21 protein-coding genes and 1 tRNA gene are annotated in these 22,355 nt (G+C 42.2%); 8 read left to right on the top strand and 14 right to left on the bottom strand.

Features of this window, described 5'->3' with window-relative positions:
* From HWQ37_RS15370 to HWQ37_RS15380, 3 genes are all read right to left on the bottom strand, one after another.
* Positions 1-1,590: iron uptake porin (locus HWQ37_RS15370; RefSeq protein WP_292748473.1), on the bottom strand; the 1,590-nt coding region annotated here is incomplete at its 3' end.
* Positions 1,591-1,640: 50 nt separating this feature from the next.
* Positions 1,641-2,687: a Gfo/Idh/MocA family oxidoreductase gene (locus HWQ37_RS15375; RefSeq protein WP_292748474.1), complete on the bottom strand. Its 1,047-nt coding sequence runs from the start codon at positions 2,685-2,687 to the stop codon at positions 1,641-1,643.
* Between the two features lie 134 nt (positions 2,688-2,821).
* Positions 2,822-4,222 carry a sugar porter family MFS transporter gene (locus tag HWQ37_RS15380; protein WP_292748476.1) on the bottom strand — a complete coding sequence of 467 codons (1,401 nt, stop codon included), beginning with the start codon at positions 4,220-4,222 and terminating at the stop codon, positions 2,822-2,824.
* A gap of 154 nt (positions 4,223-4,376) precedes the next feature.
* On the opposite strand from HWQ37_RS15380, the gene HWQ37_RS15385 reads away from it, so the two are divergent.
* The gene (locus HWQ37_RS15385) at positions 4,377-4,535 is read left to right on the top strand and encodes a hypothetical protein (RefSeq protein ID WP_292748478.1); all 159 of its coding nucleotides are present in this window, start codon (positions 4,377-4,379) and stop codon (positions 4,533-4,535) included.
* A 28-nt stretch (positions 4,536-4,563) separates the two neighbouring features.
* Here HWQ37_RS15385 and HWQ37_RS15390 read toward each other — a convergent pair whose 3' ends face one another.
* The 6 genes from HWQ37_RS15390 to HWQ37_RS15415 all read right to left on the bottom strand — a co-directional run bounded on the left by HWQ37_RS15390 (position 4,564) and on the right by HWQ37_RS15415 (position 12,892).
* The gene (locus HWQ37_RS15390) at positions 4,564-5,562 is read right to left on the bottom strand and encodes an ABC transporter permease subunit (protein WP_292748480.1); all 999 of its coding nucleotides are present in this window, start codon (positions 5,560-5,562) and stop codon (positions 4,564-4,566) included.
* On the bottom strand, positions 5,559-7,109 hold the full coding sequence (locus HWQ37_RS15395; RefSeq protein WP_292748481.1) for a sugar ABC transporter ATP-binding protein: 1,551 nt from the start codon (positions 7,107-7,109) through the stop codon (positions 5,559-5,561). Before HWQ37_RS15395 ends, HWQ37_RS15390 begins: the two co-directional genes overlap by 4 nt.
* A gap of 723 nt (positions 7,110-7,832) precedes the next feature.
* Positions 7,833-8,888, bottom strand: coding sequence for an ABC transporter substrate-binding protein (locus HWQ37_RS15400; protein ID WP_292748482.1), 1,056 nt, complete (start codon positions 8,886-8,888; stop codon positions 7,833-7,835).
* Between the two features lie 129 nt (positions 8,889-9,017).
* On the bottom strand, positions 9,018-10,019 hold the full coding sequence (locus HWQ37_RS15405; RefSeq protein WP_292748484.1) for an ABC transporter substrate-binding protein: 1,002 nt from the start codon (positions 10,017-10,019) through the stop codon (positions 9,018-9,020).
* 630 nt (positions 10,020-10,649) lie between these two features.
* On the bottom strand, positions 10,650-11,546 hold the full coding sequence (locus HWQ37_RS15410) for an inositol oxygenase family protein (RefSeq protein WP_292748485.1): 897 nt from the start codon (positions 11,544-11,546) through the stop codon (positions 10,650-10,652).
* A gap of 413 nt (positions 11,547-11,959) precedes the next feature.
* On the bottom strand, positions 11,960-12,892 hold the full coding sequence (locus HWQ37_RS15415; protein WP_292748487.1) for a serine hydrolase: 933 nt from the start codon (positions 12,890-12,892) through the stop codon (positions 11,960-11,962).
* 9 nt (positions 12,893-12,901) lie between these two features.
* Here HWQ37_RS15415 and HWQ37_RS15420 point away from each other — a divergent pair, with 9 nt between their 5' ends.
* From HWQ37_RS15420 to HWQ37_RS15430, 3 genes are all read left to right on the top strand, one after another.
* Positions 12,902-13,606: a C40 family peptidase gene (locus tag HWQ37_RS15420; protein WP_292748489.1), complete on the top strand. Its 705-nt coding sequence runs from the start codon at positions 12,902-12,904 to the stop codon at positions 13,604-13,606.
* Between the two features lie 14 nt (positions 13,607-13,620).
* Positions 13,621-14,634, top strand: coding sequence for a glycosyltransferase family 2 protein (locus tag HWQ37_RS15425; protein WP_292748490.1), 1,014 nt, complete (start codon positions 13,621-13,623; stop codon positions 14,632-14,634).
* Positions 14,635-14,987: 353 nt separating this feature from the next.
* Positions 14,988-16,241 carry an MFS transporter gene (locus tag HWQ37_RS15430; RefSeq protein ID WP_292748492.1) on the top strand — a complete coding sequence of 418 codons (1,254 nt, stop codon included), beginning with the start codon at positions 14,988-14,990 and terminating at the stop codon, positions 16,239-16,241.
* Positions 16,242-16,265: 24 nt separating this feature from the next.
* On the opposite strand, the gene HWQ37_RS15435 is transcribed toward HWQ37_RS15430, so the two are convergent.
* Positions 16,266-16,339: transfer RNA gene (locus HWQ37_RS15435), tRNA-Arg, on the bottom strand.
* A gap of 34 nt (positions 16,340-16,373) precedes the next feature.
* Between HWQ37_RS15435 and moaC the strand changes: the two genes are divergently transcribed.
* Positions 16,374-16,883 (top strand): cyclic pyranopterin monophosphate synthase MoaC, encoded by a 510-nt coding sequence (moaC, locus tag HWQ37_RS15440; RefSeq protein ID WP_292748493.1) that lies wholly within the window; start codon positions 16,374-16,376, stop codon positions 16,881-16,883.
* 231 nt (positions 16,884-17,114) lie between these two features.
* Here the strand turns inward: moaC and HWQ37_RS15445 are convergent, their stop codons facing one another.
* Complete coding sequence (locus HWQ37_RS15445; RefSeq protein ID WP_292748518.1) at positions 17,115-17,786, bottom strand: Uma2 family endonuclease; 672 nt, start codon at positions 17,784-17,786, stop codon at positions 17,115-17,117.
* Between the two features lie 124 nt (positions 17,787-17,910).
* On the opposite strand from HWQ37_RS15445, the gene HWQ37_RS15450 reads away from it, so the two are divergent.
* The 3 genes from HWQ37_RS15450 to HWQ37_RS15460 all read left to right on the top strand — a co-directional run bounded on the left by HWQ37_RS15450 (position 17,911) and on the right by HWQ37_RS15460 (position 19,090).
* Complete coding sequence (locus tag HWQ37_RS15450) at positions 17,911-18,168, top strand: hypothetical protein (RefSeq protein ID WP_292731724.1); 258 nt, start codon at positions 17,911-17,913, stop codon at positions 18,166-18,168.
* Between the two features lie 119 nt (positions 18,169-18,287).
* On the top strand, positions 18,288-18,596 hold the full coding sequence (locus HWQ37_RS15455) for a DUF3181 family protein (RefSeq protein WP_292748494.1): 309 nt from the start codon (positions 18,288-18,290) through the stop codon (positions 18,594-18,596).
* Positions 18,597-18,874: 278 nt separating this feature from the next.
* A complete protein-coding gene (locus HWQ37_RS15460) occupies positions 18,875-19,090 on the top strand; it encodes an acetyltransferase (protein WP_292748495.1) in 216 nt (71 codons plus the stop codon).
* Positions 19,091-19,452: 362 nt separating this feature from the next.
* Here HWQ37_RS15460 and HWQ37_RS15465 read toward each other — a convergent pair whose 3' ends face one another.
* The 3 genes from HWQ37_RS15465 to HWQ37_RS15475 form a co-directional block, all read right to left on the bottom strand.
* Positions 19,453-19,935 (bottom strand): ABA4-like family protein, encoded by a 483-nt coding sequence (locus tag HWQ37_RS15465; RefSeq protein ID WP_292748496.1) that lies wholly within the window; start codon positions 19,933-19,935, stop codon positions 19,453-19,455.
* A 129-nt stretch (positions 19,936-20,064) separates the two neighbouring features.
* Positions 20,065-21,105, bottom strand: a complete 1,041-nt coding sequence (gene cobW / locus HWQ37_RS15470) for a cobalamin biosynthesis protein CobW (protein WP_292748497.1) — start codon at positions 21,103-21,105, stop codon at positions 20,065-20,067.
* A gap of 176 nt (positions 21,106-21,281) precedes the next feature.
* Positions 21,282-22,355, bottom strand: a 1,074-nt coding sequence (locus HWQ37_RS15475; protein ID WP_292748498.1) for an acyl-CoA dehydrogenase family protein, incomplete at its 5' end; no start/stop codon positions are given.

Here is a 22,355-nt window from a genome sequence, read left to right on the forward strand (position 1 = left end):
CACACCCACATACTGCGTATCATTTCTGCTGTCGTTTTCCGGGTTGAGAATCACCCAAAAACCAGGAGTCACTGAGATGTTATCATTTAGCCGATAACGATAAAATGCTTCGATATGGTAAGCGTTGTCTCGCTCTTGACGGATATCACTGTTAGAGACATGGGGCGGTATACCAAAGATAATTCCTGGCAGATTGCCTCTACCACCCACATCGGGAAACGACACACCAACCGCCCCAAACCAGACATTGGCATTGTCACCATTGTTCACAAATAGAGAATCTGTTCCACCCCTACCATTAGAAATATCACTCAAACCAGAACTCTTGGCATTTGCCCAAATATATCCACCCCAAGCGTGAACTTGGAAATTCGGGGAGAAGCGATAGTATCCCTGAGTGCCAACAATATCGTTGGAAGTAGCAATGTTGTTGCCAAAGGGAGCGTTTGACAGGACGCTACCCGTACCAGCAGAGAGATCGATTACTCCTGCTGGAGTATAGCCATGAGAGTAAGCAACACCGATCGCTCCTTGCTTACCATAATAGGCTAAGTGTGCTAGGGCATTGTAGCCGCCATCAAATAAGCCGTTGCTCCCCGATGGTACATTGGGACTGTTTGCTAAATAGCCCAAGGTGAGAACCAAGTCTTTGGTAATGTTCCAGTTAGCGGCTGCACCACCACCACCTCGCCGGAATAAGGGACTGTATGATCCAAATAGTGAAGGAACCCCATTACCATCGTCAGCGATTGTGGGGGGAGTGACGGTGGTTGTAATGTCGGTGTAACCAATGCCTGTAGGCCCAACAACGAAGTTAAGGGAATCACTAACTGGGAAGTAATAACGGATGTGGGGGACAAAAAGTGTCTCGTTGCTGTCATAATCAAAGTTCAGGCGTGTCATCCCAGTGCCCGTGGCTGCGGCAATTTGGCTTGCACCATTGGAATTCGCAAAGTTACCAAATTCTAGCCGGACTCGCAATAAATCTTTGCCAGTGAAACTGCTCTCAAAGTTGAGACGACCCCGATTTGAAAAGTAGAGATTGGATTCATCGCGATCGCCACCGACTCTATTACCAAAGGTATCACTAATGGCGGTAATAATTTGAGCATTCAACCTAGTAGTAGTCGAAAACTGCTGCGCTTCCAAGGTTGCGGTATGTGCCTCTACGGTATCTACTCGTCCGCGCAGAGTTGCCAATTCTGCGGCAAAGTCTTGCTGCAACTTTTGCATCACTGCCAAATCTTGCTTATTAACTAAATCGCTAGTAGCTGTAGCAATTAACTCATTAATTCGATCCAAACAAGCATTTAAACCTGCGGCAAATTCATAACGGGTTAAGGCACGGTTCCCGCGATAGGTAGAATTGGGATAACCTGCAATACAGCCGTAACGTTCCACCAGCGATTGCAATGCACCAAATGCCCAATCGGTTGGTTGAACATCAGAAAACTGGGAAACAGAAGTGACTTGTCCCTGCAAAGTTCTATTAGCATCTGCTGCATTAGAATCATCTTCTGGAGGTGCTGCCCAAACTGCTGGAACTGCCAAAAACAGCAGAAAAAAACTATAAAAAAGAGTTTTGATCATTGACTTATTAGTTGAAGATAGTTGAATTTTGAGTTGAGGTTTTAAGTCACTTAAAGCAACGCTATGACTTTCTGCTCATTGCTGCTTTTAATAGCCGCTTCTATAATTCGCATTACATTAATTCCGTCTTCGGCGGTAACAGCAATTGGCTGATTATTAACAATAGATTTATACACGGGATCGTAATAACCTAAATAACTCCCCTGTGAACTTGTGACTTTTTCTCGAATTACTTTTGTGTCTTTTTCTGTATGCAGCAAGCCATATTCACTTTCTGGCTCTGTATACCAATCAAGTGTGTTAGGCTTCATACCTGCCACTAAATACTCTTCTTGTTTATCGCCTCTGCTTTTAAGAAAAGAACCTTTAGTACCATGTATGATATAGGCAGGTGTAGGTTCACGCACAAGGAAACTTGCTTTTAATTTGACGCGCAGTTTGTCGTAGTATAGTATCAACTCAAAATAATCATCTACCTGCGATCGCAGCCTAGTTATGCGGATATCTGCAAAAATAGCATCAGGCATCCCAAATAAATGCAAAGCTTGGTCTATCAAGTGCGGCCCTAAATTATTTAATATTCCTGCCCCTGGACTGGGAAGTTCTACGTGTTGTTTATGGCTGAGGGTTGGTTTATATTTTTGAAATTGAAATTCTGCTTCAACAATATCACCTAACAAGCCTTCTTGGATAACTTTTTTGACTGTTTTAAAATCACTATCCCACCTACGATTGTGATATACAGATAATTTTTTACCATGTTTTTGTGCCAATTCTTTCAGGTTTTTTGCTTCTGATACTGTTGTGGTAAATGCTTTTTCAACCACTACATTTTTATCTGCAAGCAATGCCTGTTTAGCATAATCGTAATGGGTATAAGTGGGTGTATTTACTACCACCAAGATTACTTGCTCATCTGCTAGTAATGCTTCTAAAGAAGGATAGCTTTTGACATCAGGATATTGTTGTTGTATCAGCTTTTTGCTTCTTTCCCAAGAACCGGCTAATTTAAATCCGGGATGCAAATCAATAAACGGCGCATGAAATACCATGCCGGATAAACCAGAAGAACAAAGAGCCGTATTGATAGTTTCCATCTTTTTAGTGATTGACTGAAGCGATGTCATTAATTTTGCGGGGCTGCTAGATCCCCGACTTCTTCAAGAAGTCGGGGATCTGAACACCACTAACCTCTTAAAACTTTTGGGACAGACCACTAGATGGATGCCAATTACATATCTTCTAACTCAATTCCTTTGGTTTCTTTAATAAAAAAGATAATGAAAAAGAATGAGGTAGCTGCTGAAATTGTATAGAGTCCATAGGCAGAACCTAGACCGAAATATTGCAGTATAGGAGGAAATGTTGTAGAGATAACGAAATTCGCAACCCATTGTATGGCAGCAGCAATCGAAAGCGCGGCGGCTCGAATTTTGTTATTAAACATTTCTCCCAACAGCACCCAAACCACTGGCCCCCAGGAGAAGCCGAAGCAAAATACATAGAGGTTAGCTGCAATGAGAGCCATAGTCCCGGCGCTTCCGGTGAGATTGGGGTTCCCAGCAGCATCGAGGGGAGCATTGCCAAAAAGATAAGCCATCGTCCCCAAGGTCAAGGTCATGCCAATCGACCCTACTATAAGTAAGGGCTTGCGACCAAATCTATCTACAAAGGCGATCGCAATTAGTGTTGTAATAATGTTGACGGCTCCTGTAATCACCGTTATTGATAGGGAATCTTTTTCGGAAAAGCCGACAGCCCGCCACAAAACGCTGCTGTAGTAAAAGATTACATTAATCCCAACAAATTGCTGTAATACAGATAAGCCTATTCCTATCCAAACAATGGGGAGGAGTCCGCCACTTCTGCTCAACAAATCAGAAAACCTGGGTTGGCGTTCACGAAGCACTGTCTGCCGAATTTCTTCGATTTTTGGTAGTACGTCACCCCCTAAAATCTTGGTCAGAACGTTAGCAGCTTCTGGTTCTCGTCCTTTGGCAACTAAGTAACGGGGAGATTCGGGAATTGTTAAAGCTACCATCCCGTAAAATACTGCTGGCGGAACTGCTGTCCAAAACATCCAGCGCCAAGCTGCAACCCCAAACAAAAACGGCGAGTCTGCTGAACCTGCTGACACAGCGATAAAGTAGTCGCTCAATAAGGCGACGAAAATTCCCACTACGATCGCTAATTGTTGCAGAGATCCTAATCTTCCTCGCAAATGGGTAGGAGAACATTCGGCAATGTAAGCTGGTGCTATGACGCTTGCAACGCCGATGCCAATCCCACCCAATAATCGCCAAAAGATAAAATCCCAGATAGTGAAGGCAAACCCAGAGCCAATAGCACTGATAGTAAACAACGCCGAAGCAACCACCATTGCATTGACTCGACCATAACGGTCTGCAATTTGTCCGGCAAAAAAGGCTCCTAACGCAGAACCCAGTAATGCTAGGGACACTGCTAGACCTGTTACCCAGCTACTAGTGTTAAAAGCTTTTGCTAGAGATAAAACCGCGCCGTTGATTACAGCAGTATCAAAACCGAATAAAAACCCGCCGAGTGCCGCAGCACCAGCAATCAAAATGACATAAAACGTGTTGGCTTTACGACGAATAGTAGTAGATGACATAGTTTATATATTGGGAATGGGGCGTTGGGCGTTGGGCATTGGGCATTGGGCATTGGGCATTAGTTAGTTCTTCTCTGCATCCCTTAGTCCTTAATACCTGCCGTGTATACACAAGTATTTTAAAATTACTGCTTAACATAGGGCAGGTTCATTTTTGCAGGTTGATGCAATAAAGATGCAGGTCAATGCAATAAAGGTGCAGGTCGATGCAATAAAGATGCAGGTCAATGCAATAAAGGTGCAGGTCGATGCAACAAAAATGCAGGTCGATGCAACAAAGGTGCAGGTTAAGAGATTTGTGTGTACACCGTAGAATCCCAATACCCAGTCCCCAGTTCCCTTTATCGTCTGGAACGTCTGCGTAACCGATCGATCGTTACTGCCAAAATAATTACTAGTCCTTTGACGACTAGTTGCCAGAAGTAAGAGAGGTTCAACAAGGTTAAACCGTTGTTGAGAATCGCAATGATTAATGCACCTAGAAGCGTGCCGCCAATGGTGCCAATACCACCAGTAAAGCTGGTTCCACCTAGAATAACAGCTGCGATCGCATCTAGTTCATAACCCTGACCTAATACGCCACTGGCACTATAAAGACGGCTGGCGCTCATGATTCCTCCTAAACCTGCCAGTAATCCGCTAATACCATAGACGAATAGCAACACCCGATTAACTTTAATCCCCGTTAATCTAGCTGCCCGCTCGTTACCACCAACGGCATATATCTGCACTCCTAAAACTGTTTGGCGTAGGACAAACCAGCTAGCTATCACAGTCAGTAGCGCAATTATCACTAGCCAAGGAATTGGGCCGACGTATGTATTACCCACCCAAGCAAAATTTATGTCCCGGTTAATTAACGTTGTCCCCTTGGCAATTAAAAAGGCAACACCCCGCAAGGCTGTAAGTGAACCCAGCGTGACAATAAAAGGTGGCACATCCAAGAAGGTAATCAGCGCACCGTTAAGTAAACCTAACAGCAATCCTGCTAGCAAGGCAGCAGGTACAGCCGCCCAACTTAAAGCCGGTAGTAGCGATACCAACAGGGCAACTACAGCAGAAACAGCCAATATTGACCCAACTGAAAGGTCAATACCGCCGGTGAGAATTACAAAGGTCATTCCTGTCGCCAGCACAATATTGATTGATGCCTGACGCAAGATATTAACGATGTTACCGCCGGTAAGGAAGTTGGGAGAAAGGAATGCAAATAAGATGCAGATAATTACTAAGATTGGCAAAATACCCGCAACTTCCAAGAGAGTGCTGATTGATTTCCGGTTGCGAACTGCGGGATTGTTGGCTGATTTATTGATAGGCGGTCTGACTGTTTGACTCATGATACCTCCGATGCTCCAGTTGCATAGTGCATAATCTTTTCTTGGGTGATTTCTTTGCCAAGACTGCCATCCAGTTCGCCTACCAGCTGTCCTTCTCGCATCACCAAGACGCGATCGCTCATGCCGACAATCTCTGATAGTTCGCTGGAAACCATTAAAATAGCAACACCTTGGGCTGCTAATTCGCTCATTATTCGGTAAATTTCACTTTTAGCACCGATATCTACGCCGCGTGTCGGTTCATCTAACATCAAGACTCTCGGTTTAATGGCTAACCACCGCGCTAGTAGTAGTTTTTGCTGATTACCACCAGAAAGATCGAGCGCTCTAATTTCCAAATTGGCTAAGCGGATATTGAAGTTTTCCACCGCTTCTGTTGACAGCCGATTCACTGAAGGCCAGTTAACAATTCCACCCCTTGCATCCTGTTTGAGTGTGTTGATAGCAATATTCTTGCGGGCGCTCATCTCCAGAAATAAACCTTGGTCTTTGCGGTCTTCTGGGACATAGCCAATTCCGGCGGCGATCGCATCACTGGGGGTATTAATTTCCAGTTTTTTGCCATTTAAGAATACTTCACCACTAGCCTTACGGTCAGCACCAAAAATCAGCCGGGATAGTTCTGTGCGTCCAGCACCAACCAATCCCGCTAAACCGAGAATTTCTCCAGCATGAAGTTCAAAACTAGCCGGCTCAATCTTCTGACGTGCATCGCTCATATTTCTGACTGACAGCACCACAGGGCCGGGATTCATTTGCCGTTGATGTTCGTAAAAGTCTTGCATAGAGCGACCAACCATCATCTGCACCAATCGCTGGGGAGAAATTTCGCTGCGTGTCAAACTGCCAATATATTGACCATCGCGCAACACACTAATTCGGTCAGCTAGGGCATAGATTTCTTCCATGCGATGGCTGATGTAAATAATGGCAATGCCATCACGCCGCAGTTTGCGAATTACCTCAAATAAATGGTCGCTTTCCCGGTCAGATAGGGCGGCTGTTGGTTCATCCATCACCAAAACGCGACTTTTATCCTTCAGCGCCCTGGCAATTTCCACTTGCTGCTGTTCAGCGATCGATAAAGTACCAACGATAGTCTGGGCGGTAAAATTGGCTCCCAGACTTTCCAGCACTTCCTCTGCTTCTAGTTGCATCGCTTTGCGGTCTAAAAACTGACCTCGCCGCAACTCGCTACCCATAAACATATTTTCGGTAACGGTTAAATTCGGTGCAACATTCAGTTCTTGATAAATGAGATTAATACCCGATTTGCGTGCTGTCCCCGGATCGGTAATTTTCAAGGGTTGACCATTGATGCGAATTTCTCCTTCATCTGCAATGTAAGCCCCAGCCAGGATTTTCATCAATGTGCTTTTGCCCGCTCCGTTTTCACCCATCAGGGCGTGAACTTCTCCTGGGTAAATCGTCAGACTAACATTTTGGAGCGCAGATACACCATGAAATCGTTTTGTAATTCCTTGCATTTCTAACACTGGGGTGTTAGTTGGTGCATCAGAAAGGGAGGTTTCAATATTTGTTGTCATGAGCAAAACCTGTAAAAACTATTTAAAATTAGCGTAGGCGCAGCCCGCCGTAGGCATCGGGAATTAGAAATTATTGAAGAAGAATTCAGAAGTCAGAATGGGCTAAACGCCCCGCTATCGCTAACAGGAGTCAGAATCAAGACGCGACGCTCGATTACTCGCTTGCCGCCGGCGCTATCCGCCAGTCGTACAGAATTCATTCTGAATTATGACTCTTGAATTCTGTTCGATAAATTCATAATTCATGGATCGCAAAATCATGTTTTAAAAGCTGACTAGGAGTGGAAAAGAGATATTTTCCTCCTTTGTTGTTTTTGTAAGGCTACGCCAAACCTTTTAAATTCTTCTTTCTTTCTTTCTTTGTGTCCTTCTCTGACGAGACGCTGCGCGAATGCGCCCTTTGGGGTTCGTTTTCTTTCTTGTACTTAATACAGAATTGGTATTAGTTCATAAAGATTGTTGGTAAAATTTGAGTGCTAAAAATAGACACTCAGACTTTCCCATGATGCACATACATAGCTGATTTCGATTGAGCGCAGCAGGGGTTTTAAGCTTTCTCTAAACCTATCTTTATATTAAATAAAGCTAGGAATTAAAGATGATAGTTTGTATTAATTTAAATGAAAACCGCCAGACATTCTAGGTATGTGCAAAAACTTTACAAATGCACCAAAGGACTTATATCAAAAGACATAATTCCCAATTGCAAATTCACAATTTTTATTACTTCCAGCCCTTTTCTGTGCTGACATTATCTTTTGTGATCAACTTAACTGGTATTAGAATGGTGGAATTACTTGGTTTTTTTCCATTTAAGATATCATTACCAACTTGAACTGCTTTTTCGGCCATCCCTCGCGGATTTTGAGTAGCAGTTGCTGCATATAAACCATCCTTCGCTGCGATCGCAGTGATTGCTTCTGGCGCACCATCAACCCCGACAATAAAGAAATCTTTACGTTGTGCTTGATTAGCTGCTAGTTCTGCGCCGACTCCACTCGGATCGTTGATAGCAAAAACCGCATCAATCTTCGGAAAGGTTGTCAGCAAATCAGTCATAACTCTGAGTCCTCCATCCCGACTACCCTCTGCATTTTGGTTTTTGGAGAGGATTTTGATATCAGGATATTTAGACAATACGTTCTCACAGCCGCTAACTCGCTGAGTCACCGAATCCACCGGCGGCCCGTTAACTATGACAACATTACCTTTACCTTTGAGGCGATCGGCAATATATTTGCAACTAACTTCTCCAGCTTGAACATTATTAGTCGTAATGGTGGCATCGACACCTCCTTCTGCACCTGTGTCTACCGCAATGACAATTCTACCCGCTTGTTTTGCTTTTTCAATTGCTGGTTTAATACCACTTTTATCAGCAGCATTTACAATAATGATGTCAGTATTGGCAGCAGTAAAATTTTCAATTTGATTGGCTTGTTGGTTGAGGTCATAGGCACTGGAAACTACAGTAACATTGACATCCTTACCGCCAATTTTCTTCGCTTCTGCTTCAGTTGCTTGTCCCATAAGGACGAAGAAGGGATTACTTAAATCACCCACGGTAAAGGCAACTGATTTTAATTTTGTATTTCCAGTAGCGACTTTAGTTTCTGCACTAGTATTACTAACAGATTTCGCATCAGTATTAGTAGCAGTGTTGCCATCGGGAGAAGCATTTGTACAGCCGCCAAGACTACTAGCGATCGCACCTAGTAAGCTAACTGCAATTATGCGAAGCGCAACACCAGAGTTGAATCCAATCTTTTTCACATTCATATATCTCCTAGAAGTCATTCTTATTTAAACTAAACTTGAAAACGATGTATTAAAAAAACAGGGTCAAGTACTTACTGTAACTCTCCTATATCAAGCCTTTTTCTATGCCTTGTAATTACGAATTACAAACTACCAGCCTTTATAGCTACTAAGATTCTCTCTAGTAACCAACTTGACTGGAATCAGAATATTTGGTGAATCAGGTTTTTTACCCTGAATGATATCGTTGCCAATCTCAACCGCTTTTTGAGCCATCCCTGCGGGATTTTGAGCAGCAGTTGCAGCAAATACACCATCTTTATCTTCCATTGCTTTGGTTGCATCTGGCGATCCGTCAACCCCAACAATAAAAAATTCTTTACGTCTTGCTTGTTTAGCTGCTAAGTCTGCGCCGACACCACTTTGGTCGTTAGTGGCAAAAACGGCATCAATTTTGGGAAAGGTTGTCAGCAAATCACTCATAACTCTTAGCCCTCCATCCCTTGTCCCTTCAGCATTTTGCTCTTTAGAGATGAGTTTGATATTAGGATATTTAGACAATGATTTCTCACAGCCACTCACTCGCTGATTGATGGAGTCCATCGGAGTCCCGTTGAGAATGACTACATTACCTTGACCTTTGAGGCGATCGCCAATATATTGGCAAGCAATCTCTCCAGCTTGAGTATTGTTGGAACTAATCATCGCATCTACATCTGCATCAACGGCTGAATCTAATGCAATCACAACCCTACCTGCAACCCTTGCTTGATCGATAACTGGTTTAACTCCTTTTTTATCAACAGCGCTGAGAATAATTAGATCGGTATTCGCAGCCGTAAAATTTTCGATTTGGTTGCTTTGTTGGTTCAAGTCAAAGCCACTAGAAACCGCATTAACTCTGATATTACCGCCTATTTTCTGAGCTTCTATCTCAGCCCCCTTCTGCACTGCATTATAGAAGGGATTGCCTAAATCACCCAAAGCTACGCCGATTGTTTGCAATTTTCTATTTGGAGTACTAACATTCTCTGCACTTATATTAGTAGCTTTGTTAGTAGTATTAGTAGCAGCGTTGTCATTTTTAACGCCATTTGTGCAACCAATAACCGCAAAACCTAATATGCCAACTATGAGCAAAATTCTCTTCATATTTATCTATTTTTAACAACGGATTTAAATTGGAGAAAGGTCATCACAATATAAACTAGGTCTGAAAACTTAGACCTAACTTCTGCGATCCCATTAGCTTTTGGAATTTAAACCCCAAAGGTCTTGTGATATGACTTAATTGGAGTTATTGCTGTTAGTTTCACGAAACTAAATGTTTTATTTTTAAAGCAAAATCCTGAATATTACACTACTTCAACTAATTACATTGCTTTTTGATGAAATTACTTCGTAGCGCCTATTCTGAAAATAGCTTTTAAGTGAAACTTCCAAAAATTAGTTTTATTAAACTTGTAAATCTTTATTTGTTCAGACTTTTTTCATTTTATCCTGCTACAGTGCAAAAATTAATTTTGTTTATCGAACTTTACAAAGTTAAAAGGTTTTAAATCTCTTGAGATAACGCAAAGTCTTCATGTCAAAGCATCCGCATAAAAAACCTTATTCAATATTAGGGAAAATGTTAAAAAGGTTAACATTTCTCAATCAATCTCCTTCAGAAAAGGTATTGTGATAGTAGTAAACTATTTGATTACAAAAGCTAGATTTTGAGAAATGTAAACATCAATGGAAGATTCTGACTTCTGACTTGTGAATTATTCTGCAAGCAGTTTAAAACTTTAATGTTGCGGGTAAGTATTTTGCTACCAAATCTTCATAGTATGGTTTTAATTTCTGCCAATCAGGAGGAATCGGGTTTTTTGAGTACAAATCGTAGGGATTGAATAAACGTACCCATTTAAACATTTCTCCATCGTGTTTATCCATCAAATGTTGATATGCATTTTCACGATGTTGAGGATAAAATGAGTGATAGCGAAGCATATACAATGCAGGTTCGGGCAAATAGTTTTTCATCATCTGATAAAAATACTCATCATGCCCCCATGAGAGATGTACATTACTCAATCCGCAGTTAGGCTCATAAATGCCATATTTGGTGTTGTAAGCGGGGTTATTATAATCAGGGTTTTCTTTAAAGAATTCTGAGAAAACAATTTTATCAGAAAATGCACAACCGACAGGATAAGTATCGCCTACGGTAGCCCATTGAGGTTCACCAAATAGACAAAGCACTTTCCCCATATCGTGAAAGAAGCCAGTAAGTACCATCCAGTCAGGATGGCCATCGGCGCGAATAGCTTCTGATGTTTGCAATAGATGCTGTAACTGATCCATTTCTGTATCAGGATCAGAATCATCAACCAACTGATTCAAAAATTCGACCGCATCCCAAACAGACATTTGTTTTTTATCAAACTTCAAAAAGTCTTTTTCTTTTTGAAGTACAAAATTATATGTTTGATTAATATGATTTAACCGATAAAACTCTTTCACCGTATCTCTAATAGTCGTTTCGTAATTTCTATACTCTTCGGTGGTTTTACCTTCTTTAACTATGCTATCTGGATCGGGATAGCGATTAAGTAAGTCTTTTTCCCATTCTTCTAGTGAATGTAAGGGATTGTTTTCAACCTGAAAAATGGCATTATTTAGAGTTTGAGACATATCTTCTTAGTTGTCGATATTGTTTTTGTTAAATGGTACTTTCACACTCTATTATGCACAGGTGTGCAAAACCTGTTTTTGAGAGGCGATTTATCGCCGTCTCTACAAGTGTTTTGGACTTATTATTTATTCTTGCACACGTGTGCAAGAATGCGTGTTAAGTTTCATTTCTTCTTTGCATACTTATGTGGCGATCGCAAATCTATAGCAATCCTAAATGATTAGTTGAGGCTGATTAGGGACTTCCTGATAAAAAAATATTCAATTATTTATTGTGGAGTGGACATCTTGTCCGCTTTTGGCTACGGGCGGACAAGATGTCCACCCCACAATATTGGATAATTCCACCCCACAAGATTGGATAATTTATTTCTTGGAGTTCCCCAAGGAAAAAATAGGTATTTTTGCGTAGATCATAGACTAGCGATCGCATCGGCAACTAGATTAGAAACAAAGGGCAAAATATCCCGACTCTTAGCCTGGGCTTTACCTTCAGTAAATACCACTAAGAGATAAGGGCGCTGTTCTGGTAACTCAATATAGGCAGCATCATGGTGAACTTGACTTGTCCAACCTGCCTTTGACCAAATTTGAGCATTTTTAGGGAGTCCACCGCCTAAAAAACCTGTTACCTGATCTTCATCTCTGTCAGTGGGTAAATCGTTGAGAGGACGTTTCAGTAAAGCCATCATTGCTTGCGATCGCCCACTAGAAACCGCCACTCCACCTACAATACTATGCAGTAACCTAGCGATCGCATTTGTGGTCAACATATTCCGATTTTCTAGTAACTCTCCCACAAATGCCCGTTCTCGTCCATAAGCGCCATCACTCCAAGTTTTTTGACAGACGTTAATCGTCTCCATTTCTTCCCAACCCAAAGATTGGTAATAACGGTTAACAATATTACGCTGATATTTCCAGGTTTCAAAGGGGCCGATTGGTAATTCTGGCCCGGATGTGGTACCACTCAAAATATCCACAACCAAGCTGGTAGCATCGTTACTAGAATCGACAATCATATCCCGCAAAGCTCGCTCCAACTCCTTGGAGGTTTGACTCATGCCTTTTTCTAGCCATTCGTTTACCGCCACCAGGTAAAATAGCTTGACGACACTGGCAGGATAAATCCGCTCAACACCGCGATAAGTAAAACCACGAACTGGGTGATCCCAAAAAGCATTAGGAGTCAAGGCCCCACCAGTATTTACTAGCACTGGTGGATCGTAAACAATCCAAGTCAAGGCAATTTGGTTACGTGCTAAGGTCGGAAATGCTGCCCAAGTTGCATCTAAAATGCCATTACCAAGATTTTCGAGTTGTTCGTCTTTATTAAAAAAAATCATTCTCTGATAATGTCCTTTAATCTAAAATCCAAAATCCAAAATCCACAATCAGGGGAGTATCAGTCTTTAGCTGACCTGAATTTATATGATTCTCCTGAATGTACACGTTTAGCAACTCAAGCCGCATCTGGGCGACATTTATGGGTAACATCAAATCATCAAAATTTGGCGGTTGAGGTGTATTTATGTGAAGATGACTATCCGGGATGGGTATCTGTTTCAGATTTTGATTCATTACAATCTGCTACTGTACCTTATCAGGCTGCAATATTTTCTGAATCGGAGATTAAAAAATTCATAGCAGAAATTATCGCCTTTATCCAAAAAGCGATGCAACAATCAAATTATTACCTTTGGGGTGGTACGGTTGGGCCAAATTATGACTGTTCTGGGTTGATGCAAGCGGCTTTTGCTTCGGTGGGTATTTGGCTACCGAGAGATGCGTATCAACAGGAAGGATTCACTCAACCGATTACAATTGCAGAATTAGTCGCCGGGGATCTGGTATTTTTTGGAACTAGCCAAAAAGCCACCCATGTCGGGCTTTATTTGGCGGATGGTTATTATATCCATAGTTCTGGGAAAGAGCAAGGACGGAATGGGATTGGAATTGATATTCTCTCGGAACAGGGAGATGCGGTTAGTCAGTCGTACTATCAGCAGCTGCGAGGTGCTGGTAGAGTTTTTAAGAGTTACGAACCACAGAGACGCTGAGGAAGCTGAGGCTTATGAGGAGTGGGTTGCTTTCCGAAAGGAGTAGTGAGGAAAATGGGGTGATTTCTGCAATTGTCCCAGATGTTTCGGTGGTAGTACCAATACACGACGAGGTGGAGAGTTTGCCGCTTTTACTAGATGCGATCGCTTCTAGTTTATCCTCTAGTCAGATAAATTATGAAATAATTTGTGTGGATGATGGTTCTACAGATGGTTCTGGGGATTTTCTGAAAAAAGAGGCGCAAATCCGCACTGATTTAAAGGCGGTGATTTTGCGTCGCAACTACGGACAAACTGCGGCGATGGCTGCTGGATTTTATTATGCAGTCGGTAAAGCGATCGTTACTTTAGATGCCGATCTCCAGAATGATCCTGCTGATATCCCTATCTTATTAGCAAAGCTGGACGAGGGTTACGATTTAGTGAGTGGTTGGCGGCAAAAACGCCAAGATGGGGCTGTAAATCGGTTACTTCCTTCCAAAATTGCCAATTGGCTAATTCGCCGCACCACTAGCGTGGATATTCATGACTATGGTTGTTCGCTGAAAGCCTATCGTCCTGAACTTTTGGCAGATATGAATCTCTACGGAGAATTACACCGATTTTTACCCGCTTTGGCGTACATCGAAGGAGCTAGAATTACCGAAATACCTGTACGTCATCACGCCCGCCGCTTTGGTCGTAGTAAATATGGAATTTGGCGGACATTCCGGGTATTGATGGATTTGTTAACCATTCTGTTTATGAAAAAATTCCTCACCCGTCCGATGCACGTTTTTGGGCTGTTGGGATTGATTTCAATGTTTTCGGGAACTGCGATCGGAGTTTACTTAACTTTCGCCAAATTGGCTTTAGGTCAGATGATAGGCAATCGCCCTTTACTAATTTTAGCAGTTCTCCTGCTACTAACGGGAGTGCAGTTGTTTTGCTTCGGACTTCTAGCAGAATTACTCATGCGTACATACCACGAATCCCAAGGACGGCCTATCTATCGCGTGCGAGAAGTAGTAGCAAAAAATGTTAAGTAAGGTAACAATAGTAGTCATTGGTCATTAGTCATTAGTCATTGGTCATTAGTCACTTGTACTGAGCGTAGTCGTTGGCGTTCGCGTTAGCGTCTCTGAAAGAGAAGCCTCTTGTAGAGAAGTATTGGTCATTAGGGACTTCCAAATAAAAAAATATCCCAAATTTTCTTGTGGGATGGGTGTCCTCACCCGTCCGATATTCAGGGCGGGCAGGATGCCCACCCCACAAGAGGGATAATTTATTTTCTGGAAATCCCTTAGTAAATAATTAAGAGTAAATATTGGTTGACTCTAGACAAATGACAAATGACAAATGACAAAAAACCAATCAAAAAACCAATTAAGTTGCATCTACCTTGAAAGCATTTAATACTTTTGACGCTCAACTGCGGCGCAACCTGCTAATTTTATTTACGGCAGGTTTATTATTCTGGTCGAGCCTGTCTTCACTTTTACCAACTCTACCGCTTTACATTGATGATGTGGGCGCAAGCAAGCAAGAAATTGGGATTGTTATGGGCAGTTTTGCCATTGGGTTATTGCTATCTCGCCCAATGCTGGGACGATTAGCCGATGAACGCGATCGCAAAATTGTCTTATTGATTGGTACGATCGTAGCTGCGATCGCACCCTTTGGTTACTTGGCAACCCGATCGATTGGGTTATTAATCCTAGTGCGGATTTTTCACGGCATTAGTATTGCTGCTTTTAGCACTGGCTACAGTGCCTTAATCGCAGATTTAGCGCCCGCCGAAACTCGTGGTGAAATCATTGGTTACATGAGCCTGACAACTCCCATTGGTTTAGCAATTGGCCCGGCTTTGGGAGGGTATTTAGAAGCTACAAATGGTTACGGGATATTATTTCTGTTATCCGCCGAATTGGGTTTTGTCGCCTTCTTGGGGATTTTACAAATTACGAATCCGCCAGTGCAAAGGCAGGAACAAACTCAGGGAGACAATCGCAAATTTTGGCAAATTTTGGCCAGTCCACGGGTGAGAATTCCAACTATAGTTATGTTGCTGGTTGGTTTGTCTCTCGGTGCTATACATACCTTTGTGGCATTGTTTCTCAAATCCACTCAGGTGGACTTCAATGGCGGACTGTTTTTTACAGCTGCGGCAATTTCTAGTTTTAGTATCAGGATATTTGCTGGTAAGGCAAGCGATCGCTTCGGACGGGGTTTGTTTATTACCTTTGGTATTTTTTGCTACGTTTTGGCGTTAATACTACTGTGGCAAGCTGACAGTGCGATCGTTTTCTTACTGGCTGCGATCGCTGAAGGTGCTGGTGGTGGTACACTAATCTCGATGATGATTACCATGATGGCAGACCGTTCATTGCCGCCAGAACGGGGGAAAGTTTTTGCTATCTGCATTGCTGGACTTGATCTAGGAATTGCGATCGCTGCCCCTATTTTGGGTATCATCGCCGAACGAGTCGGCTACCGCGATATGTTTGGCTACGGTGCTGTGATTACTTCTGTCGCACTTGTCCTCTTCCTCACCCAGTCCAGCAAAAACCTATCTAACTCCCTGCGCTTTGCACTAGGTCTAGCTCCAGATGCTTATGCCTTGAAAAACTTAAAAGTTAGGAGTGATGAAATTTAACTCATCACTCCTAACTCTTAAAAACGGGCGAGGAGGGATTCGAACCCCCGACACCGTGGTCCGTAGCCACGTGCTCTAGTCCACTGAGCTACACGCCCTCACCGACAATCTATATTAACACGTTCTAACCAAATGGTGCAAGATAATTTTCCATCTGATTTTGCCAACTTAACCCATCTAGATCGCCAAGGACAGGCGCAGATGGTGGATGTGTCTGATAAAGTACCTACCATTCGCCAAGCAGTAGCAGCCGCTAAGGTGCGAATGCTGCCAGCCACCTTCGCTGCCATTCAAGCTGGAAATGTCCCAAAAGGCGATGTGTTGGCAACGGCAAGATTGGCTGGGATTATGGCAGCCAAGCAAACAGCCACTTTAATTCCCCTATGTCATCCGTTGCCTTTGCAAAAAATTGCAGTTGAAATCATACCCGATCCCCAACTACCGGGTTATCAAATTCAAGCCACAGTCAAAACCAAAGCTGAAACCGGTGTCGAGATGGAAGCTTTAACCGCCGTTTCTGTGGCTGCCTTGACTTTATACGACATGGCAAAAGCTTTAGAAAAGTCGATTCAAATTGAATCAATTCGTTTAATAAGTAAGAGTGGCGGGAAATCAGAAGATTATTCACTGTCAGAGCAATAAGGGAACTCCAAGAAATAAATTATCCAATCTTGTGGGGTGGGCATCTTGCCCGCCATATAAGCTGGGCGGGCAAGATGCCCACCCCACAAGGATTAATTGGATATTTTTTTATTTGGAAGTCCCTAAGCTAGCCATTGGGCATTGGGCATTGGGCATTGGGAATTGGGAATTAGGCAGAAGTTCTTTAATTTTGAATTTTGAATTTTGAATTGATTGCTCCCTCATCCCCACTCACGGCAGATTATCAGGATCGATGCCAAGATTACGCAAATATGCTGCTAACTGTTCGGCGCGTTTGCGTTCTTGTTCTAGTAATAACTCAGCCTGTTCTGCCCGTTGATTGAGTTCCAACGAATTCAAAAATCTCTGTCCATCTGGACGGTAAATTACTAACTCCCCAAGCCCCGTTTGAAATCTAATTCCTAAATGGGGACTGAACCATCCATCCATTTGCCATAGTTTATTCAAATGGTTGTTTTGCCGCAACCAACCATCTAGTTGAAAACTTTCAGGGTCGTATAAATAGTATTCTTCAACACCATAAGTATCGTAAAACTCCAGCTTCCGCTCCATCTCCTTGGTATCATTACTATAAGAAAGAATCTCAAAGACTACTTGTGGTGGAATATTATCTTCTTGCCACTGGCGATAGGAACGACGTTTGCCCTTTGGTCTACCGAAGACAACCATCACATCAGGTGCAGTCGGTGTAATTAGCCGAGAACGGACGGGATACCAGAGCAAATCTCCCGCAATCAAAACATTGTCATTATTAGCTAACAGAATCTCTAAATTCTCCTTAATCAGGACAATCCAACGATATTGCTCCGTATTGTCTGCCATTGGTTTGCCGTCGCTATCTGGATAGAGGAGATCGGGGTCTGTTTGCTCAAAAATCGTCATCGGATTTAACCCACCGGCTCTTGACTTCCAATTCAATTATGACTGCTTGTAGAAGTCTAATCGCAACGACTGCACCAAAAACCTTAGAATAAGTAGGGTGTATTTAAATCTGTAACAAATATTTATGCCTCCTCGTTGGCCTCGCAAACCCGATCGCAAAGACCCAGATTACCGCAAGATCGATGACCGGATGAATTTTGCCGTCCATGTAGCGATCGCTGCTACGATAAATTCTGGCTTATGGTTTTTTCACATCTTGAAAAGCACTACCTGGGACTGGCTGCCGTTATTTACTGCAAGTTGGACAGGAATAGTATTAGTGCATCTGATTTATATTAGTGCGATCGCTAATTACAGCGAAACTCCACCTAAATCCACCTGAAGACGGACTGCTGATGCTGGGGCGATTGTAACCTGTGGTAGTAGAATCAGCCTATTAATTGAGCGATAATGTAAAAAAGCCTGAGATTTCGCACTCTTTCTTAATGTAGGGTTATTTTTATGGCAAAGACTAACACCACAGAACTACTGGAAGCCCTAGCAGCTGAAATTGGCGAAAATGTCTACATAGACATTGCTAAATGGCATCTTTATTTATCTAATGCCAAGCTGCACACCCTTGTTGCTGAACAGTTGTATCCGTTAATTACTTCCAACAATGTAAGTGAAGATCAAGTTTTAAAAGTCTTGAAATCAATTACAGTAAAAATTGGCGGTGGTAGAAGCGAACTTTCTTTAATTGATTTGCTGCCACTGCAATGCCAAGTAACATTAGTTGATATTTTAGAAAAATATCAACGCGAAATCTAATCTCTACAACTAAGATTATTTGAATTAGACAATTTTCTCGTTCGGCATTCACTGATTAGATTTGAAATGCTGAGTTGAGGATAGTTTTTCTGTGCCAATCTTATAAAGATAAAAACCACAAAGACACATAGATGAATTTCGTCTAATTTATGTGTTCATATTTGGTAAAAATGTCCTTTAACAATTAAGGAATCTCGACTTTTAAATCGGTTGAGATATGAGTGAGTTTATCTGATACTCGCTCTCGGTTTTCATGCAAACTTATTGAGGCAATTTCTATGCTTTTGCAAATCAAAGATTCTGGCGAATTGGTAAAAATTCTGGAGATTCAAGAATTACTTGACCCGAATAATGATGTCGTTCACGCAAGAGAACAAGAAGGTGAAGAAGAACAGCCACCTGATACCTTTAAAAAAGAAAATCTTGTTTTTCCTTCTGGCGAAGTTCTACCACGCTGTTGGTTAGATGCCAACTATAGACACGATAACGGTTAATGATTTTAAAATCAGGTAATGGGTAATAGAAGTAAACTATTACCTATTATCAATTTACCTAATAATAGCCCTGTCCAATAGAATTCGCGGCTACACAAATAAAATCCACCTGCATGGGCTAAGAAGAAAATAAAGCTTTGTAACCCACGGAAGTGGGTTTTGCCTGTGTAGACGCGGTTTCTAAGAGGATGTTTGAAAAGTTCTGTTGTTGGTATCAAAACATTCTAGATCCCCCTAAATCCCCCTTAAAAAGGGGGACTCTAATTCCGGTTCCCCCCTTTTTAAGGGGGGTTAGGGGGGATCTAAAAGTGCCTAAAGTCACAGCAAAACACTTTTCAAACAACCTCTAACCGCCCTTTTAATTATCTGCCCGTTGATGATACTTCTTGTTCTGTTACCGTTGCCTTTTCATTCTGCTGAAACTGCGGAAAAAATGTCTTAGTAATCCAATCAGTCAAAATGTGAGATAGTAATCCTAAAGGGCCAGCAAACAAAGATAAAGCCAGAGAGTGAATTGTCCAAATTCCTGTTTTCTGTCCTTCCCAATAAATCCAGCGACCGACAAATAAATCCATCACTAAAAAATGAATCCAACCTGTTGCCGCAGCTGTTTCGTCTGCAAAAAATCGCGCAATATCAGCTAATTTAGGATTCGATAAAGCTTGAGCATTTTCTGGCGTAATGCTGTTTATAAACAAATACACATACGCCCCAGCTAACAGTACAAAGGGTAAATATGATGACATTATCTGTCGTGTGACTTTCCAGTTTGGTAACAAAATCATCAACGCCCAAAATGGCAATACGAAAAGATTAGCAACGTTAAATAGTTGAGAAATTGTCATATTTTTGTCAAGTGAAGGATTCTCATTTATTATGTTTCTCTTCTTTTGAATTAACTAGTTATTCATAACTCGTAACTCTCAAGAGATCAGATCCCCGACTTCTTTGAGAAGTCGGGGATCTGGATATATTTATAAAGCTACAAGTTGCGATTCGATTTCTGAAGACTTCAAATCACGCCCGATGAAAACTAAGCGCGTTTGCCTAGCCTCTTCTGGTTTCCAGGGGCGATCGTAAAATTTATCAAATCGGGTTCCCACACCCTGCATTACTAAGCGCATAGATTTATTAGGCACTGCGACAAAGCCTTTAATCCGGTAAATTTCTTGTTGTTGTACTAATTTCTCTAACTGCTGTTGCAGCTTTTCTGGGTCAAAGGTACGATCCAAAATTAAATTAGCTGAGGTAATTTCTTCGTCGTGATTGTGGTCTTCTTCAGTATCGTGATGACTAGGACGAGAATCTAAATTGTCTTCGACTGCGGCTTGAAATCCTAATAATATAGATGCGTCTAGTTGAGAACGGTCGCTCTCGACAATCTTCACCACTCTGGGCAACTCTTGCTTAATCAATTCCTCAACTCTGGCTTTTGTCTCGGCATCCACCAAGTCAATTTTATTTAACACCACCAAGTCTGCACAAGCAAGTTGGTCTTCAAACAATTCTTGCAAGGGTGTTTCGTGTTCTAGATTATCATCTGCTTGTCGCTGGGCTGCGATCGCCTCTGGATCGCTAGCAAATGTCCCGGCTGCAACCGCCGCACAATCTACCACGGTAATCACCGCATCCACAGTGGCGGCGTTACGAATTTCTTGCCAGCGAAAAGCCTTCACTAGCGGTTTTGGTAAGGCTAAACCAGAGGTTTCAATCAAAATGCAGTCGATGCTATCCCGCCGCTTAATTAACTCTTGCATCGTTGGGTAAAACTCTTCCTGCACGGTGCAGCATAAGCAGCCGTTGGTTAATTCAAAAATATTAGTGTCACCCTCACCATCTTCGGGGCAAATTTGACAGGATTTTAACAATTCTCCATCAATACCGAGTTCGCCAAATTCATTGACTAAAACGGCAATACGCCGTCCTTGGTTGTTTTGTAGCAGGTGGCGAATTAGGCTGGTTTTTCCACTACCTAAGAAGCCTGTGATCACTGTGACAGGAATTTTCGTAGCCATATTTTTGCCTGATTTACCCAGTATGGTAAGTTTTACGGGTTACAAACTTAAATACTGAGATTAAGCTTGGTTTGAAGATTGACTTAGTTATTTTAAGCTGAAAGTCTCTGGTAAACCTGAAAATATTGCCGTTATTGCTAGAGACGCGATAAATCATGTCTTGAAAGACCGATTATCTATGAATAAAAGTTAGGTTTTGGCAGTTCATCATTTAACGCCCAATTTCCAATCTCTTGAATTTTGTAATCTACCGGATCGTGGAGAGTGAACGTGCGGAGATTACGCCAATAGCGATCGAAGCCGTACTTTGCCGTAGTAGCACGTGCGCCCATAACTTCAAAAATGCGGTTGGTAATGTCTAAACCGACTTTAGTCGCTGCAACTTTGGCAGTAGCGACAGAAAGCGCACATTCCCCACGTTGTTCGGCGGTGAGTGACCATTCTTGTTCCCAAGCCGCTTGTAGTAATTCTCCTGCTTGCTCAGTCAAGCTCTTAGCTGCTTGGAGTTCAACCCATATTTTGCCATAGTGCTGGATGATGTGAGGATCTTGGGTTGCACTTTCTACACCTGATGTCAGCCAAGGTTTTGTATTAGTTGCGGTATATGTTTTAGCAGCTTCAAATGCTCCTTGGGCAATTCCCAAGTAGATATTAGCAAGATTCAATTGAGTTAAGCAGGCGCGAATAGTGTTGAAGGGTTGACTGGGTTTTTCTCTACTACCAAGAATTTCGTCAGGGTATACCAACACATTCTCAAAAGTAACACTACCACTATCTGTTTGACGTTGCCCGATATTATCCCAATCATCATGAACAGTAACGCCTTGCCGTTGGGTAGGAATTAACAAAATATTCAATTCACCAGTTTCTTGATGAATGGCAGCGATCGGCAATATATCCGAGTCTTGAGAGCCAGAGCAAAAGCTTTTAATCCCGTTGAGACGGAAATAATCATTTTCTGGTGTCAGAGTAGCTCTTTTATCTAAAGGGTTGAGGGCATTGCACCAAAACCAATTATTGTGAATAGTTGCTGAGTAATATCGCTGTTTTTGCTCTGCCGAACCAAAGATATGCGGAATTACTACACCTAAATGGTGGTAAGAAAAGACGTGAGCAATGGAACTATCAACCTTAGCAAACTCGCGGGTAATTTGCAGAACGGTAATCCAGCTTTGCCCTAAACCGCCGTACTCTGTGGGTACGATTAGTTTCAGTAAGTTGCTTTTACGCAAGCGATCGCGTTCATGCTT

This window comes from Nostoc sp. NMS4 (assembly GCF_017115095.1).
Lineage (GTDB): Bacteria > Cyanobacteriota > Cyanobacteriia > Cyanobacteriales > Nostocaceae > Nostoc.